Below are 18380 nucleotides of genomic sequence, written 5' to 3'. Positions count from 1 at the left end.
GATATAAGTAGGCGATAGATAATTATTTTATTTATCGCCTACTTATTTACTATCATGAAAGATGATCCATAGATACTGATTCTACTCGAAAAACATGAACCCCTTGCTTTTTTCCTTTCAACTGATGAATCCCCATATCAACGGCTTCTATATGATTTTTCACATGTTCATATACATCATGGCTAATCAGGATTTCACCTGGCTTTGTCTGATTTTCTATACGAGAAGCAATATTAACGGTATCACCTATAGCAGTATAATCCATCCGCCAAGCAGCACCAATATTTCCAACAATGGCCGGTCCGCAATGTATACCAATACCAAACTGTACCGACTTGCCATATTTTTCTTCTAGTTTTATCTGCAGTTTTTCGGCTCCCTGTGACATGGCCCAAGCAGTTTGTACAGCTTTTAGTTGGTGGTTTTCTAAATCCAAGGGAGCATTAAAGAGAGCCATGGTGGCGTCGCCGATAAACTTATCTAGAGTACCACCATAATCAAATATAGATTGGGCACATAATGTCAGGTACTCGTTTAGTATAGCAACCACTTCATCTGGCGGCGCTGCTTCAGATAGAGAGGTAAATCCGCGAATATCCACAAAAAAAACCGTGATTTCACGAAGGACCCCTCCAGGTTTTAGTGCATCTTCGCCTTCGTCTATTATCTTGCTAACCACCTGTGGCGCCACATATTTTCCGAAATAGGATGTAATTCGATTCTTTTCCAATTGTTCAGAAATAAATTGATGACCTAATGCAGCAATATATTGGGTTCCCATGAGACCAACAGGATAGATCAAACTAAAGGCATATCCTTGGTGGCTGATTTTTACTGCAATAAACCAATATAAGCAAGACAAGACCAAGAATATCAATGCAGATACACCAGGCCGAAAGCGATAAAACAACCAGTAACAAAGAGCTCCCAGGGCAATAAGAATAAGCAGTTCAAGTGTCAACGGTAAATCTTGTATAAAACGTTTCTCAATAAGCTGCTGTATAACATTGGCGTGGACTTCGATTCCATACATGGGAACCGGTGGGGCTATCGAAGTAAAATAATAATCATCCACAATTCCTGGTGCGAAGGGACCAATCAAAACAATCTTATCTCTAAAGTACTCAGCAGGAATTGCACCATTCATCACTAAATGGAAAGAGACTCTTTCCATGCTGAAGGGCTCACCAGCAAATTTGATGTAAGTCTGCTTCCACGGATCTGTGGGGATATCTTGTATGGCAATGGGCTCCTTTCCTAGATGAGCCATGTAAGAGGCATAAATCTGCCAAGCAAAACTAGGAATTTCTTGATCATTATAGCCAATCTGCAAAAGAGTATGACGCAAAATACCGTCAGAATCAAGGAGTGTATTAATATGACCACTGTCAGTAACTAGCGCCAAGGCAGGGAAAGCCCGAGTTAATTCTTTAGCTTGAAGAAGACCGCCAGCTGATGTATTTTCAAAATGCCCCACGACAGGTACCACAACATGGTCCATTTTATTCAACATCTCAATGAGATAAGTATCATCAGCTGGAACAAATGATGGTTCAGCAAAAATAATATCATAACCGATAACAGCTGGGGGTGCCTCTGAAAGGACACTTAAGAGTTCACCATGATAATCACGGGGCCATGGCCATCTACCTAGAGTCTGGAGGCTCTCCTCATCTATGGCAATGATAACAATATCTCCATGGATGGGACGTGTATCATGGTAAAGCCTGTCCTGGATTTGATTATCTAAAATAGAAAGTGTATTAAAAAATAGGAACACACAAAAAATTATCACAAGGCTGCTATGGATAATGAATGACAACTTTTTCAGTTGACCCACCTCCCACAATGATTTTAACGCCCTCTCGGGCAACTATTGTGCTTCTAAATAAATCTTGAGCTAATTTTTCAATGCTTTTCAATTCATCATCTGTACGATCCTCTTTATGGTGAAACAAAACCAAAGATCTAACATGAGCTTGTTGGCTAATTCGTACACCCTCCTGCCAAGTGGAATGCCCCCACCCAGTTTTGGGAATGCCACCAACCATGCCACAATACTCATCATCAGTATAGTGGCTGTCATAGATGAGGACATCAACACCCTGTATGAATGAGAGGAACTGCTGCGCATCTGAGTCTGCTAAAGGCTCAGTATCGGTACAATAAACAATAGCATTATCTCCAAGGTTTAATCGGTAAGCCAAGGCTCCATTAGGGTGGTTAAGGGAGAAGCTGGTTATTTCTAGACCATATCCCAAATCAATGGTTTGTCCACCTGTTATAGAGTGAAAATAAAGGGTGGACTTTATACTCTCTATGGAAATTGGAAAATGAGGAGGCTGCATCTGCATTTTAATTGTTCTTTCCAATGAAATACTATCTTTGGTTTCTCCATACAGATGAAAAATATTACCTGTTTGATACAATGGTTTAAAGAATGGCAATCCCTGGATATGGTCCCAATGCTGATGAGAAAAGAACAGGTCTACCTTTAAACTCTCTTGCTTTTCTGACATGTGAGACTGCTGCTCAGTCATATACTGACCAAGCGCTGCCAGCCCCGTTCCACCATCAAAGATAATTGAGTGATTTGTTGATCTCACATGTACACATGAAGTATTTCCACCATAATGAGTGGTTTCAGGTCCTGGTGTGGGCCGAGAACCCCTTACCCCCCAAAAAGTAATCTCCAACATATGATCCTTGGTGTGACCCATTGTTCTTACCCCCTTTAGTGTAGATATGGAAATGATTCTATTAGTATACGCCCATTTACTTGATTATGTAATAGCGCTTTAATGACCATATTGTGGTAATTATATCACAAATAGGGTGCTATCTCAATATTTCCAAAGTCTCAGCCAGCATGCTGACATTATCATGGATTATGACAGGCATGATTTTAATAAATTTTCTAGTCAACTGTTAATGTGGATAGAAGCTCTTCAAATGACCAAAGGAACTCTTAATCTAATTAAAGAAAGGACTTGCTGATATAGCCACCAAAAATGATTTATCCTATACAATCAATGCATATGCTTAATTCGATTTTTATGTCAACATTATGGCAAAAATGTCCAAAATATGATATTATGGAATTAATATTACCGTACTCTGTAATTAGATTTTTTTACATGGTAGTAACTATACAAAATTGCTACTTGTTTAGATAACCAAATTTTTTTATTGAGAGGATTTACTAATGATAAAAAATAGCAGCACTACATATTTGAAAACTGAATCCTTTCGGCAGGAATCAACACCAGAAGAAAAACTGAAGCTATTTGTTCACTATGCCGGAAAAATTGCCAATGAAACCAAACTTGACTTACTTTTGAAGCTGATGGCAGATCTGGGACGAGATTTGGTAGTAGCTGACAGATGTACTCTTTGGATTTATGATAAAGAAGCAAATGAATTATGGGCAAGAGTAGCCCATGGTATTGAAGCAATCCGTATACCTGCTGATCTTGGTGTGGTTGGTCATGTTGTTAAAACTCGAGAACCATATCTAACAAACAATACCTATGAAGATCAATACTTTAACCCGAGGGTGGATCAGAAAACCTGCTATCGATCAAAGTCTCTGCTGGCTCTTCCTTTGTTTGATAACGAAGGAGAGGTTATCGGTGTTTACCAGGCAGTAAATAAAATCACAACAGAAGGAGCCTTTACATCAAAAGACATTGAGCATTTGATGCTGGCAGCCTCCTATTCAGCAAACGCTTTAATCAACGCCATGCTGATGGAAGAAATTGAGAAAACTCAGAAGGAAATTGTTTTTCTGATGGGACAAATCGGTGAAAGCCGTTCTAAAGAAACTGCTGAGCATATTAGACGGGTAACAGAAGTCTCTAAGCTGATGGCAACGCTTTATGGTATGAGTCAGGAAGAGGTAGAACTCATCAAGATGGCTTCTCCTATGCACGATATAGGGAAAATAGCTATCCCTGATACAATCCTAAACAAACCTGGCAAGTTAACTGAAGAAGAGTATGCAACAGTGCAAAAACACACGGTTATTGGTTACCAACTACTGAAGAATTCACCACGAAAAATTCTCAAGGCATCTGCCATCATTGCGCATCAGCACCATGAAAAATGGAATGGGAAAGGATATCCAAGGGGATTAAAGGGCGAAGAGATTCATCCTTTTGGACGAATTTGTGCTATTGCAGATGTATTTGATGCCCTCATTAGTGAGAGATGCTATAAACCGGCTTGGAGTCTCCAACAGGTATTCAGCCTATTTGAAAAGGAAAAAGGAGAACACTTTGACCCTCATATGACACAGCTTTTCCTTGACAACTTTGACTCTTTTGTAGCCATTATAAAAGACGGACAAGCATAGTATAAACGTCATAGTTTATTATTTTAAAATAAAAGCTATAAGGTTTTTATTTGCAAATTGCGTGATAAATCATAGATATTAACAATTGAATCTGGAAAAGAGGAAATAACTTTTAACCGATAATAGCAAACTTGTGGAAACGCAAGGACGCAAAGCTAAAGGGCCTTTAACATGGCAGCCAGCTACCGAAGAGAGAGTTTTTTTAAACCCTAAAACAAGCACTTGATAAAGATTTGCAAATACTTTGAAATGAGGGGGGAGTGCATGAAAAGTACAAAGCTAAACTGCAGAATACCTATATGGAGAAAAATGAAAGCTTTGCTGTTTTTACTATTGGTAGGAGGTATATTTCTGGTATTTCCATTGGAAGTAAATGCTCAGGATGAACCATTACCGTTCATCATTGGCAATGGAAAGTTTGGATATTTTGACGGTAAATATAACGAAGCAGAATTTAGATTTCCTTATGGGATAACCCATGATAAATCAACAAACTCACTTCTAGTTACAGAATTATATAACCATCGCATTCGACAGATTGATTTAAAAGATTTTTCTGTGACTACTTTAGCAGGTAGTTCTGATAGACAAGATCGCTTTGGTTTTCCTGCTGGAGGCTATGCAGATGGAGAGCTAAAAACTGCCATGTTTAATGAGCCTAGAGGCTTGGCAGTAGCACCCAATGGTGCTGTACTTGTTGCAGATACTGGCAACCATATGATTAGGATGATTTACGAAGGACAGGTTTATACGGTTGCAGGTACTGGCGAGCCAGGATTTAAGGATGATATAGCTATAAATGCACAGTTTTGGAATCCGACAGATATAGTAATAGACACTGTAGGCAATCTTCTAGTCAGCGACACACGCAATCATACCATCCGAAAAATAGATACAGCAGGTAAAGTCACCACTTTTGCTGGCAAGCCTGGAGATGATAGTATCCTCAATGAGCCGAAAGGATTGAGTATTGATGGAAATGATGGGCTGTATGTCAGTGACAGTGCTAGCCATCAAATCAAATTCATAAAAAGTGGTCATATTGGTGCTATTGCAGGTCAACCGGGAAAACATGAAAGGGATATGTATTACAGTAAGGGTGACTTTGTAGACGGTATTATCCAGGAGGCACGATTCAATTTTCCAGGAGGTATAGAGGTTAATAAAGAAGGAAACATCTTTGTAGCTGATTCATGGAACCACGTTCTTCGCATGATTTCATCAGATGGAAATGTGTCTACCGTGGCTGGCACAGGTACAGCTGGGCATGAATGGGATCAGGATAAGATTATTATGTTTGAGATCCCTACTAGTATTGTGTATGCAAATAATTATTGGTTTGTGACAGATCAAAAGAATAACAGAATTGTGGCGATCCCTGATGACAATGAATATAGGGATTTGAATGTAAGACATATAAAAGCAGAGCCTGATATTGTAGTTTTTCTTGATGGGGTTAAAATCGACTTTTCTAAAATACAACCATTCATGGAGGAAAATTATGTGCTTGTGCCTCTACGAGGCATTACAGAATCGTGGAACTCTCTGGTTTTATGGGATGCGGAGGAGCGAGCTGTAATAGTATGTCGGGAAGGAAAAAAGATAGCGTTTTTTGAAGACCAAGGTGACTTCACACTTCATGATAATCAGGCTATGGTAAAGCTTCATACCTTGGAAGATAAGCTGGACTTTTCCATACAATGGATTGACCATATAAATACAGTAATCATTGAGACTTTATAATAAACACAGTGAATTTTTTAAATTAAAGTAATCATGTAAAAAAAGGAGGTGGCGGTATGTTAATGAGTCAAACAGTAAAAACCAAGCTCTATTCCGTTTTGGTTTTGGTATTGATGTTTAGTCTTTTACTTCCAATAGCAAGGGTTGAAGGAATATCGGAAACTGCCCGAATCATTAGTCTGGAGGGTAGCGTACAGGTCATACGCTCAGGGGGTGAAAAGTCCTTTGATGCATTTATCAATATGCGTATTACAGAAGGTGATGGTGTTATCACGGGTCCAAATGGTAAAGCCAGCATTCAGATAGGTGATGATCGTGTTGTTATTGTAGCGGAAAACACCCGAATCTTTTTTTCTGAACTGAAAAAAATGGGTAAAGATCACCAAACATCTGTATCGCTGGAAGCTGGTGGTTTAGGTAGTATTATCAGAGAACGCCTTACCAGAAATTCCCGTTTTGAAATCAAGACACCTACAGCCATTATGGGGGCAAGAGGAACGGAATACTTTACACAGTATCGAGACGGGGAAACCAATGTACGTGTGCTAGCAGGTCTAGTGGAGGTGAATGTAATAAACAAGAGAGATGAAGCTTCATCTACGATTGAAAATCGCCAAAAACAGACTAGCTTTATACTGGAACCAATGCAGCAAAGTCGATTCCATGAAGGGGATGATTATGAAAAGATTTTGGCATCTAAATCCCAGTTGACTTTGGATGGAATTGAGGTTGCACTTCTTCAACGGTTGAAAGACTTTGATGAAGAACAGCCGGAAACACTTCCAGATTACATCACTGATTCTCTGGATGAGGCACTGGAAAAAGCCACAGAACAGCAAAAGAAGGCTAATGACACTAAGGATAATTCTGTGAAAAATATTCAACATCGACTGCCATCTGATGCTGGAATGCAAAAACCATCCACACCGCCAGGTCAGGAGACGGCCCCAGGGCAATCCACACCGCCAGGTCAGGAGACGGCCCCAGGGCAATCCACACCGCCAGGTCAGGAAACAGCCCCAGGACAATCCACACCGCCAGGTCAGGAGACGGCCCCAGGGCAATCCACACCACCAGGTCAGGAAACAGCCCCAGGACAATCCACACCACCAGGTCAGGAAACAGCCCCAGGACAATCCAAGCCACGGGACAAGGGAAATAATTGAACTATCCTATAACCACCCATATTGAGTGTGTTGATGGAAAAAACAATTTTTAATCAGTGTTTTAAAAGATTTTAGATAAAAATAGAAGTGTATATTAAAGTCCTCTAGAGAAAATCTAGGGGATTTTTTTATATCACAACCCTCCAGTATACCACCAGAGTTTCATTGAAAGGTATAATAAGATATCCATAAAACTATTAGCCTTTTTAATAGTTTTAAAAAATCAAAAAGAAAAGAGGAATGTTTATGAAATACCATCTTAATGAATACCTATTAACTGAAGCTGGAGAGATCTTATCTAATCGAAAAAACATCTATTGGATACTTGGTGGTGGCTGTGCAGGGAAAAGTACAATTAGCAAAAGGATTTCTGAAAAATATGGACTATTACTTTATGACATGGATGAATACATTTATGGCAAGTATATCAGCAGGTATTCAGAAGAATTGTATCCAGCAAATACAGCTTGGTTTACAGCAGATAATCCCATGGATTGGGCACTTTCCTTCCCCACATGGGAAGAAAATAATGACTTTTATATTGCTGCAACAGCAGAGCACTTACATCTATTTAGTGAAGACATTAAAAAAACAGATCAGCATCAAAGCATACTAGTAGATGGAGGTATAACAAACCCAGCCATACTTGCAAAAGTCCTGTCTCCTCAACAAATATGCTGCATCAAAATTGATAACCAGCTTAGCAATAAAATCTGGGAGGAAAGTCCAGAAAGACAGCCAATGAAGGAAATGATTCTTCAACTGCCCTGTCCCCAGGATAAATGGAAGAAGTTTTTATCCATCAATGAATCAATGAACCAGCAAATAGAAGCAGAATGTAGAGAAAGTAATATAAAAATATTTTTTAGGGACGATAAAACCACTGTTGAAGAGATGGCCCAAAAAGTCTCAAACCATTTTTTAAAAGGCATCTTATAAATCCATCCCTAGAGTAGAGCACCAGCTTTATACTAAGAAAGGATAAGGATATCCCCTGCGATATCAGTACGGTTTTTTGCAGACATACGCCTCTAAACTTTAATATACTAAGGACTACATTTGCAGCCCATGGGTTTGGGCGAAACAGTAGACCGTGTATATTAAAATTTAGCGTTAAAGGCGTATACCTATACTACCTTAAGTGATAGGAGGCTTTATAATGTCTAATAGGATTATAGAAGTATCACAGCTTTCCAAAACCTATAAAGAAGGAACAGAGGCAGTTAAAAATATTAGCTTTAGTGTGAAGGAAGGAGAATTTTTTGCCTTTCTTGGCCCTAATGGAGCTGGAAAATCCACCACCATTAAAATGCTGACAACACTAATGAAACCCACCTTTGGAGAGGGGAAAATTGCAGGATATGATTTGCTGCAGAAGCCGGAGAAAATACGTTTGCAAATCGGAGTAGCTTTACAAAACACAGCAATTGATCCAGCCTTAACAGGAAGAGAGCTGATTATATTACAAGGACGACTCTTTGGGTTTTCAAAGGCAGAGGCTATAAAAAGAGCTAAGGAATTACTGGAATTAGTGGGATTAACCAAAGACGCCGATAAACAATGTGGAAAGTACTCCGGCGGGATGCAAAGAAGGCTGGACCTAGCCATGACACTGGTCCATCGCCCTAAGGTCCTCTTTTTAGATGAACCTACTGTGGGACTAGATCCGGCCAGTCGAATGGATCTGTGGCAGGAAATTAAAAAGCTAAACAAAGAATATGGCACCACCATATTTTTAACCACACAATATTTAGAGGAAGCAGATGAAGTGGCGGATAGGGTAGGTATTATTAACGATGGTGAAATTGTAGCTTTGGAAAAGCCAGAAGCATTAAAAAGCTCCCTGATGCTGGATAAAATAAAGCTATTCTTTAGATCTATCCAAGAAAAGGAAAAGGCCCAAAAAGCTATGATGGAAATCACCTCAAACCTAGAATCCTTAGACAATCAGATAATCCTCCACCTACAGAAAAACCGAGAATATCTGCCAGTGATTCTTGGCAAATTGGCAGCAGTTCATGTATTTCCAATAGATATTCAGATAGCTTCACCCACCTTGGATGATGTGTTTTTACAGATTATCAGAGATAAAAAAAGCACCAACGAGAATAGAGGTGTATAACCATGAAAAATAAAGTATTAATCAAGGATATTATGCTACTGACAAAGCGAAGTCTGATTGCAGCTATTCGAAATCCCTATGCCTATATCCCCAATTTCATCATAAGCTTATTTTTTCTCTTTGTATATACAGCTGGGATAGGGGCAGTAACAGATTTACCAACCCTAGAAGGTGTTAACTACACAGCTTTTATCTTGCCAGTTTCTGTAGTATCTGCCGCCATTGGTGCCGCAACAGGTGCAGTGCAAACTCTAGTCAAAGACTTAGAAAGTGGGTACTTTGCAAGATTACTTCTTACCCCCACCTCTAGATTAGCCATTGTATTGGGCCCAATTATCACAGGTATGCTGCAGTTGGTGGTGCAAACAATCCTATTGACGATGGTTGCAATACTGATGGGGGTTAGGATTTATAGGGGGATAGGTGGGTTCATCATCATTCTTGTACTGGTTACTGGCTTAGGACTAGCCTTTACTGGCTATGCAGCCACTGTAGCCCTAGTGACAAAAAGCTCTCACGCAGTACAGATGAGCACGATGATTTTTTTCCCCATGCTATTTTTGAGTACCACCTTTGTACCTTTAGACTTGATTGAAACAGGCTGGTTACGTATAGCAGCCATAATTAATCCTACCACTTATATATTTGAAGGCATGAGAGCTTTATTAATCGAAGGCTGGAGGTCAGCATATATTCTATATGGCTTTCTTGTAGGAAGCATTGCTTCCGTTATCACAATCACGATTGCAACCAAAAGTGCTGCTAGAGCCTTTAATGGAGAATAGTAAATAGGAAGATAAAAAAATAAATCTCCATAGTCTATGCCCTTTTGTCATCCCTCAAAACTATAGTTTTGAGGGATGTTTTCATAAAGAAATAGATTTAAGCCTGTAGCTGTAAAAAAACTAAGCTGAAATGCATGAAATTATTTGCATACTAATGTTATATTTTGTAATATTATGATAAAATTGACCCATAAAGCTAGAAAATGGAGGATGATCCCATGAATATGGTTCAATTAACATTTACCTTGGTGCTATTAGGGACAATATTTTGTGCCATTGCACTGATTTTGTATGCTTATAAAAGGCGTGGGATGCCCGGGGCAAATTACTTTATTATGCTGTTAATGGCAGCCATTGTATATAGCGGTGCATATATCGGCGAAATCAACGCAAATGACTTTTCTACCGCCATGTTTTGGTTTCATCTACAGCATATCCCCATACCCATCCAGCATTATCTATGGATGGTGATGAGCTTAGAATATGCCAGAGTCTCGAAAAAACATTTAAAGATAGCCAAATATGCAGGCTTATATCATCCAATCTTATATATGCTAATATATTATACCAACCATCTCCATCATCTCTATATTTCTTCCTATAGCTTTGAAAGCAATGGATACTTTTCTGTAATCATATCAACAAAGGAACCATTATTTTTCTTGTTGGTTGCCTCAGGCACATCCTTAGGTATAATATCTATGTTTTTTTACATACGAGGATTATTAAGGACATCCAAATTCCACAGATACGGCTACTTCATTATGATTATAGCCTCTATTTTCCCATGGATTACAGTGTACTTAAATGCTACAAATAACAGCTACCTTGGCATTGACTATTTTCCAGTGGTATCAGTCCTATCAGGGTTTTTATATGTATTTGGAATTTTCTATTTCAGAATCTTCAATACCATTCCCATTGCAACAGAAACTGTATTTAAACAATCAAGGGAAGGAATCATCCTGATAGATCTAAGGGACCATATTATTGATGTCAATGATGCCGTCACAAAGCTTTATCCTGTCCTAAAGGCACCTTCCTATGACTATACTTTTACCTCCTTCTTAGAATCCCATCCTGAATTAAAGGGAATCTCAGAAGAAAATCCAATAACTGAATTCAAACTGCCGCAAAATGGAGAAGAAAGATATTACTCAGCCCAAATCACAAAAATTTCTGGAGAGGATAGCCTAGAGATTGGCAAAATCCTAACCATCACCGATATTACCCTGTTTGTAGAAAATCAAAAAACCTTAGAATACATTGCATCTACAGCCATAGACAAAGCAGAAACCAGTGAGATATCCTTTTTACAGGCACAAATCAATCCGCATTTTCTTAACAATACCCTTAGCGTTATTGGCGCCATGATTAAAAGAGACCCCGATGGAGCTAGAGAGCTTATCGGTAATCTAGGAGAATACCTAACCAACAGTTGTTACTTTGATCATACCAACCCTATGGTTTTGTTAGAGGATGAGCTTGAGGCAGTAAACACCTATGTGGCTATTGAAAAAACAAGATTTGGAGATAGACTAAATTTCCATATTGTATGCAAAGATACACCCAAAGTCCATATTCCAAGACTGATTCTCCAGCCCCTAGTAGAAAACTCCATCCGGCATGGTATATTAAGAAAGGCAGAGGGAGGAAATGTGTGGTTAACCATTTCTCAAGATGATAGGAAGATTTCTTTTGAAATAAAGGATGATGGGGTGGGAATACCTAGAGATAAACTTCAAGGCTTAACGAAGGAAGAAAAAGAAGACCAAGGAATAGGAATCTATAATATACATAGAAGGCTATTAAAGCACTATGGAGAGGGCTTAAAGATAGAAAGCAAAGAAGCGGCGGGAACATCCGTCATATTTTCTATTCCATATCAATCTCCTACATTGACGGGATAATTTGTCAGAATCCTGTCAGCGGACCTTGATATAATGGATGATGATATAGATGGAGGTGAGGACCAAGATGATCAAAGCGATAGTGATAGACGATGAATGGTATAACCTAGAAGAAACCAGTGAACTTATTGATAAAACTGGCTCCTTTCAGGTGGCAGGAAAATATCAAAATCCCCTAAAGGCATTAGAGGCAGTGAAAGCTATCCAACCTCAGGTGGCATTTATTGATATTGATCTGCCAGAGATGGACGGTATTACTTTAGCAGAAAAATTATTAGAGCAGAATTCTGCCATGATGATTGTTTTTATCACCAGCTACAACCAATATGCAGTACAGGCCTTTGACTTAAACGCTATTGATTATATCCTAAAGCCAATCAAAGAGGAACGCTTCAACCGGATGGTGGAAAGGATCAAAAATGAAATCAATATGAGAAAACAACACACAGCAGAAACCCTAAAAATCAAAACCTTTGAGGAACTATCTGTTACCATTGGAGAGCTTCCTGTAAAATGGCAGCGGATAAAGGCAAAGGAGCTTTTTGCCTACCTGCTGATGCATCATGGCAGCTATGTCCATAAAGAAAGGATTATAGAAAATCTGTTGCCGGAGTATGAACCAGAAAAAGCTTTACAAATTCTACAAACCTCCGTATGCAAGATCAGAAACCTTTTTTCCCAAATAAAAAACATCCTAAGGCTGGAGTACAGCAGCAACGGGTACTGCCTTATTATAGAAGAGGGAGAATGCGACTATTTTCAGGTGGAGGCAGTTTTATCCAACTATAAAAAAGAGGACCCCTCCACCTATGATGCAGTTGAGAAGGCCAGTATAGTCTTCGGCAATGGATTTTTGACAGAAGAAGGCTACCTATGGAGCATGGAAAAGGACCAACAACTAAGAGAAAAACTACTGGAAGCCCTAATAGAAATCATGAAGACCTATAGAGAGAAAAACCGTAAAGAGGAAACCATAAGACTGTTGAAGGCCATCACAAAACTAGCTCCCTTTGAGGAAAGCTTCAACTATATGCTGATGGAGATTTATCAAAAGACAAAAAACAATATAGCCGCCTTTAACCACTATCAATGGCTGGAAAAAACATTACTTGAGGAATATGATACAGCCCCCTCACAAAGGATAAAGGCCCTACAACAAGAACTACACTCCTCCTATTAAGGAAATAGGTTTTTATAAGGGAAGAATAAATATTTTGTCAATCTATAGTCACTATTTGTCAGAATCCTGTCAGAGGACTTTAGTATAATATAAACAATAAAATATTTTGTATTTTTAAAAAAACTGTGAGAAATATAAAAAAAATTGATATGAGGTGATAGGATGAGAAAGGCGACGTTTCTTTTATTGGTACTAACTGTTTTATTTTTCACATTATATGCTGCAGAAGCTTCCTTTGCAAACACAAGACTAAGTTTGGAAATGTTTAATGATAGTAGATCTGAAAGTGTAAATGCCCTTGATCCAAGATTTAAAATAACCAATACAGGGGGTGAGAGTATTAATCTTGCAGATGTGAAGCTTAGATATTATTACACAATTGATGGTGAAAAACCACAGCAATTTTGGTGTGATCATGCAATAATCGTGAGTCCTACTTACACATCTGTTACAAGTAAAGTCTATGGTAATTTTGTTAAGATATCAGAATTAATGGCTACAGCAGATTATTATTTGGAAATAGGATTTAGAGACAACCCAGGCCAGCTTGCACCAAATAGTGCTCTTGAGATACAATCTAGGATAGCAAAAGCTGATTGGAGCAATTATACACAAACAAATGACTATTCCTTTAATCCATCTGCAACTACTTATGTGGACTGGGACAAAGTGACGGCATATATTTCAGGAGAATTGGTATTCGGAAAGGAACCACCAGCTAATCAATCAAGCAATGCAGATTTAAAAAGCTTAAGCATCAGTGAAGGTACCTTAACCCCTGCCTTTAATAAAGAAAACCTAAGCTATACAGCAGAAGTGGAAAACCAAGTAAATAGCATTGTTGTGACAGCGGAGGCGGAGGATGACAAGGCACAGGTAGTAGGAATCGGTACAAAGGCTTTGGGGCTAGGAGAAAACACCGTAGAAGTAACCGCCACGGCGGAGGATGGTACTACAGAAAAGATCTACATCATAACCATCACAAGAAAAGTAGCCATAGTACCTATATCAAATAACGCTAATTTAAAGAGTTTGAGCCTCAGCCAAGGTACCTTAACCCCTGCCTTTAATAAAGAAAACCTAAGCTATACAGCAGAAGTGGAAAACCAAGTAAATAGCATTGTTGTGACAGCGGAGGCGGAGGATGACAAGGCAGAGGTAGTAGGAATCGGTACAAAGGCTTTGGGGCTAGGAGAAAACACCATAGAAGTAACCGCCACAGCGGAGGATGGTACTACAGAAAAGATCTACATCATAACCATCACAAGAAAAGTAGCCGTAGTACCTATATCAAATAACGCTAATTTAAAGAGTTTGAGCCTCAGCCAAGGCACCTTAACCCCAGCCTTTAACAAAGATACCTTAAGCTATACAGCAGCAGTAGAAAACCAAGTAAATAGCATCGTTGTGACAGCAGAGGCGGAGGATGCTAAGGCAGAGGTGACAGGAATCGGTACCAAAAGTCTAGCGGTAGGTACCAATCCCATAGAGGTGAAGGTGACAGCAGAGGATGCTACAGAAAAGGTTTATAACATCGTGATTACCAGAGCAGCGGCCACCAATGGCGGCTCAAGCGGCGGTAGCTCAGGTGGAGGCGGTGGAGGCTCCAGCAGACCTACATCAGGAGATAGTCAAGAAGAACAAGAGGAGACAGAGGAAATAGAAGAAACTGAAGAAATAGAAGGCTGGGAAGGCACACAAGAAACAAGTCCTCCTAAAAAGAAAATACGACTCACCATAGGAAAACCCGATATCACGCTAGATGATGAAACCCAACAGCTGGATGCCATGCCTTTTATTGATGGAGAAACCAACAGAACCCTAGTACCATTGAAATTTATCAGCCAAGCTTTAGGAGCAGATGTGAAATGGCTATCTGAGACAAGACAGGTGCTGATTACAGAAGGAGATACAGAAATCCTGTTGACCATCGGCTCTAAAGAGGTACTGGTGAATGGAGAAATCATCTTGATCGATACAGAGCCAAGAATTATGCCACCGGGCAGAACCTTTGTACCCCTACGATTTGTCAGTGAGGTGTTGGGAGCAACAGTGGAGTATGATGAAGCAACGAGGGAGATTAGTATAGAAAAATAAAAACAACTGAAGCTATAGGACTCCAGAACTATTTTGGGGTCCTTTTTCCTAAAGAAACACAAAATTGATAGATGGACAAAGAAAAACATGGAATTTGTCAGAATCCTGTTAGAATCCTTTGCTATAATGAATGATGACATCTATACAATGCTTTCCTTTGGTGGTAGCTTTGGAAAGAAATAGCATCAAATATACTGTTGGAGAAAAAAAGGAGGTAAAAAATTATGAAAATAAGCAAGAAAATTCTAATGCTGATGGCAGGAATGATTGTAGTCCTTGGCATGATGTGTTTTGTAGGGAGTACAGCTCTGGCGGCGGATGAAACCGTCACCGCTTCCGTTTATGATGAGGCAGAGTTTACATCGGCCATTGGAAATCCAACTGTTGACATCATAAACGTCGCTGGTGATTTTGACCTGACAAACAATGTAACCATTGACAGAAAAGTAGAAATCACCTCAACTACAGCTTCTGCCATCAATGTAGACAATCATTCCATCATCATAGACAATGACGGGAATGTCACCATCAGTGGAGATATCAAGGTGACCGGCAGAGGTGGCCAAACTAGTCCAATCGTCAAAGTGGATGGAGGCACTCTCAAAATCAATGGTGGTGCCATTGAAGCAACGGGACCTGCTGGATGGAGTGTTGTTATTGAAGGGGGAGGTACAGCCACCATCAGTGGCGGTATCATTGAAGCGAGAATACGAGCTCTTGATGTTTCAGGCAGTGGCACAGCCAACATTAGCGGTGGTGTCATTGAAGCGATTGGAAGTGGAGGTATTGGTGTTCAGGTTCAAGACGGCGGGACAGTCAACATCAGTGGTGGTAATATTAAAGCGAAGGAATTAACTGGTGCTGGTGTTGATGTTAGAAGCGGTGGTACAGCGGAAATCACCGGTGGCAACATCATAGCAATGGGAATGAATGGTATAGGTGTTCGTTCTTTAGGTGGCACAGCCACCATCAGCGGCGGTGTCATTGAATCCACTGGAAGTGGAGGTCAAGGTGTTCATGTTAGCAACGGCAGCACAGTTAGCATCAGCGGCGGCACCATCAGTGCCATGGGAGTAGCTTTTGGCACATTCGGGAGTGGTGTTTATATTAGGGAGAGTAACAGTAGAATCGAAATCAGCGGCACAGCCCAAATCAGCAGCAATGACTATGGCGTTTATGTAACTGAAAACAGTAGAGCAGAAATCAGCGGCAATGTACAAATCAGCGGAACCCGGAATGGCGTTTATGTTGTAAACGGCACAGCTAGCATCACCATAGCTTCATCCTTAAGACCCGACATTACCAACGGTGTGAATGGATTTGAATCTATAGATAAAGCATTTCTTACCACACTCCCTGAAGCTATATCAATGGTGGCCACTGAGAGCTATGACATAACCATTGAGGGTGTTGACCCTGGTGTAGGCTTTGTACTTGACCCTGGAACATCAGACGAGTTAAATGCGCAACTAAACAATGATGGTAATGTAGTCACTATGAGTCCCGAAGCAGATGGTTCATATAACCTGCTGCTGACCAGTCAGATAGGTAATGGCAATCTGCAATTGACGATTCCAGTTACAGTGCTGCCTGCGGCACTGCCGACTTACACAGTAACCTATCATGGCAACAACAATACTAGCGGCACTGTTCCAGTGGATTCCAGCTCCTATACCAGCGGCTCCACCGTCACCGTTATGGATAATACCGGCAATCTGACAAGAATAGGACATAGCTTTGCAGGCTGGAGGGACGGAAGTACAAACTATGCCCCCGGCGACAGCTTCACCATTACCGGCGATATCACCCTAAATGCCCGCTGGACAGCAACAAGTTCAGGCGGCGGTGGAGGCGGTGGAGGCTCCAGCAGACCTACATCAGGAGATAGTCAAGAAGAACAAGAGGAGACAGAGGAAATAGAAGAAACTGAAGAAATAGTAGGGACAGAAGAAACTCAAGAAACAAGTCCTCCTAAAAAGAAAATAAGGATTACCATAGGAAAACCCGATATCACGCTAGATGATGAAACCCAACAGCTGGATGCCATGCCTTTTATAGATAGCGAATCCAACAGGACTCTAGTACCAGTGAGATTCATCAGCCAAACACTGGGGGCAGAGGTGAAATGGCTACCAGAGACAAGACAGGTGTTGATTACAGAAGGAGACACAGAAATCCTCCTAACCATCGGCTCTAAAGAGGTACTGGTGAATGGAGAAATCATCTTGATAGAAACAGAACCAAGAATAATCCCACCGGGCAGAACCTTTGTACCCCTGCGATTTGTCAGTGAGGTGTTGGGAGCTACAGTGGAGTATGATAGTGAGACAAGAGAGATTACCATCATTAGATAATCTATTAAAGATGCAGAGGCCATCTGTGGTGGTCCGGTAACGCACTATTAGGACCTCAGAACTATTTTCAGAGGTTCTATTTTTATTTTCAAAGCTTAACTTGCATAGGTGGATGAAGGAAAACACTATAAAAATGTTGATAAATTAATACAGTAAAGGCAGTTATTATAAAATAGATACCTTAACAAAGAAAATTTATTATAAAGTAAAAACAAATATTTTGTCAATTTATAGGCATCATTTGTCAGAATCCTGTCAGCGGGTTTTGTTATGATAAAAGAATCATAGGTGGATATGAATAACATGGGTACTTTTCTAAAGAGACAAAAGCTTTCACTACAGCACTCGTGATAAATGACAGACAGTGCATATATTGAAATAATGCTATAGAAATGAAAAAAGTTTAAGGAGGTGTCTATTGCAATGACGAAATAGAAAAAATTCATTGTTGGGTAATCAACATTATTGTTAGGCTACAATAAAGTGTCGACAATGATAGCAAGCTATTTGTCAATCAACAGTTATCAGGATTTTGGTGAAACTAAATACTTCATAACGTATTACCCGGGTAGATGATGGGAAAGGGTAGGAGAGGTGAAGCATAAAACCATGTTGTATCTCCATCATAAGAATTTTGTGTTATTAAAAATTTTTTAAAGTATAAGAAAG

The 18380-nt window shown here is 39.8% G+C and carries 12 protein-coding genes and 1 riboswitch; of the genes, 10 read left to right on the top strand and 2 right to left on the bottom strand.

The genetic code is table 11. The features are described 5' to 3' along the window. Positions 1–52: 52 nt before the first annotated feature. Positions 53–1822 carry a CHASE2 domain-containing protein gene (locus BMX10_RS10370; protein ID WP_208976139.1) on the bottom strand — a complete coding sequence of 590 codons (1770 nt, stop codon included), beginning with the start codon at positions 1820–1822 and terminating at the stop codon, positions 53–55. Beyond that, on the bottom strand, positions 1803–2720 hold the full coding sequence (locus BMX10_RS10365; protein ID WP_090443485.1) for an MBL fold metallo-hydrolase: 918 nt from the start codon (positions 2718–2720) through the stop codon (positions 1803–1805). The genes BMX10_RS10370 and BMX10_RS10365 overlap by 20 nt, the downstream gene beginning before the upstream one ends. A 485-nt stretch (positions 2721–3205) precedes the next feature. Here BMX10_RS10365 and BMX10_RS10360 point away from each other — a divergent pair, with 485 nt between their 5' ends. The 10 genes from BMX10_RS10360 to BMX10_RS10315 all read left to right on the top strand — a co-directional run bounded on the left by BMX10_RS10360 (position 3206) and on the right by BMX10_RS10315 (position 17711). Further along, on the top strand, positions 3206–4354 hold the full coding sequence (locus BMX10_RS10360; protein WP_090443482.1) for an HD domain-containing phosphohydrolase: 1149 nt from the start codon (positions 3206–3208) through the stop codon (positions 4352–4354). 114 nt (positions 4355–4468) lie between these two features. Further along, positions 4469–4544, top strand: a riboswitch (cyclic di-GMP riboswitch). A 74-nt stretch (positions 4545–4618) separates the two neighbouring features. Then, the gene (locus BMX10_RS10355) at positions 4619–6097 is read left to right on the top strand and encodes a stalk domain-containing protein (protein WP_170834772.1); all 1479 of its coding nucleotides are present in this window, start codon (positions 4619–4621) and stop codon (positions 6095–6097) included. 56 nt (positions 6098–6153) lie between these two features. After that, positions 6154–7263 carry a FecR family protein gene (locus BMX10_RS10350; protein WP_090443476.1) on the top strand — a complete coding sequence of 370 codons (1110 nt, stop codon included), beginning with the start codon at positions 6154–6156 and terminating at the stop codon, positions 7261–7263. Between the two features lie 246 nt (positions 7264–7509). After that, the gene (locus tag BMX10_RS10345) at positions 7510–8202 is read left to right on the top strand and encodes a hypothetical protein (protein WP_090443473.1); all 693 of its coding nucleotides are present in this window, start codon (positions 7510–7512) and stop codon (positions 8200–8202) included. Positions 8203–8422: 220 nt separating this feature from the next. Continuing rightward, entirely contained in the window at positions 8423–9385 is a 963-nt protein-coding gene (locus BMX10_RS10340) for an ABC transporter ATP-binding protein (RefSeq protein ID WP_208976138.1), read from the top strand. A gap of 2 nt (positions 9386–9387) precedes the next feature. After that, positions 9388–10170 carry an ABC transporter permease gene (locus tag BMX10_RS10335; RefSeq protein WP_090443470.1) on the top strand — a complete coding sequence of 261 codons (783 nt, stop codon included), beginning with the start codon at positions 9388–9390 and terminating at the stop codon, positions 10168–10170. Between the two features lie 218 nt (positions 10171–10388). Beyond that, the gene (locus BMX10_RS10330) at positions 10389–12080 is read left to right on the top strand and encodes a sensor histidine kinase (RefSeq protein ID WP_090443467.1); all 1692 of its coding nucleotides are present in this window, start codon (positions 10389–10391) and stop codon (positions 12078–12080) included. Positions 12081–12147: 67 nt separating this feature from the next. Then, complete coding sequence (locus tag BMX10_RS10325) at positions 12148–13260, top strand: response regulator (protein ID WP_090443464.1); 1113 nt, start codon at positions 12148–12150, stop codon at positions 13258–13260. 162 nt (positions 13261–13422) lie between these two features. Further along, positions 13423–15357, top strand: coding sequence for a cadherin-like beta sandwich domain-containing protein (locus BMX10_RS10320; RefSeq protein WP_090443461.1), 1935 nt, complete (start codon positions 13423–13425; stop codon positions 15355–15357). Positions 15358–15581: 224 nt separating this feature from the next. Then, positions 15582–17711, top strand: coding sequence for a copper amine oxidase N-terminal domain-containing protein (locus BMX10_RS10315; RefSeq protein ID WP_090443459.1), 2130 nt, complete (start codon positions 15582–15584; stop codon positions 17709–17711). The last annotated feature ends 669 nt before the right edge of the window (positions 17712–18380 follow it).

Source organism: Natronincola peptidivorans (genome assembly GCF_900111615.1).
Taxonomy (GTDB): Bacteria; Bacillota; Clostridia; order Peptostreptococcales; family Natronincolaceae; genus Natronincola_A; species Natronincola_A peptidivorans.
The sequence above is the reverse complement of the archived record's forward strand: the minus strand, read 5'-3'. Positions and strand labels throughout refer to the sequence as shown.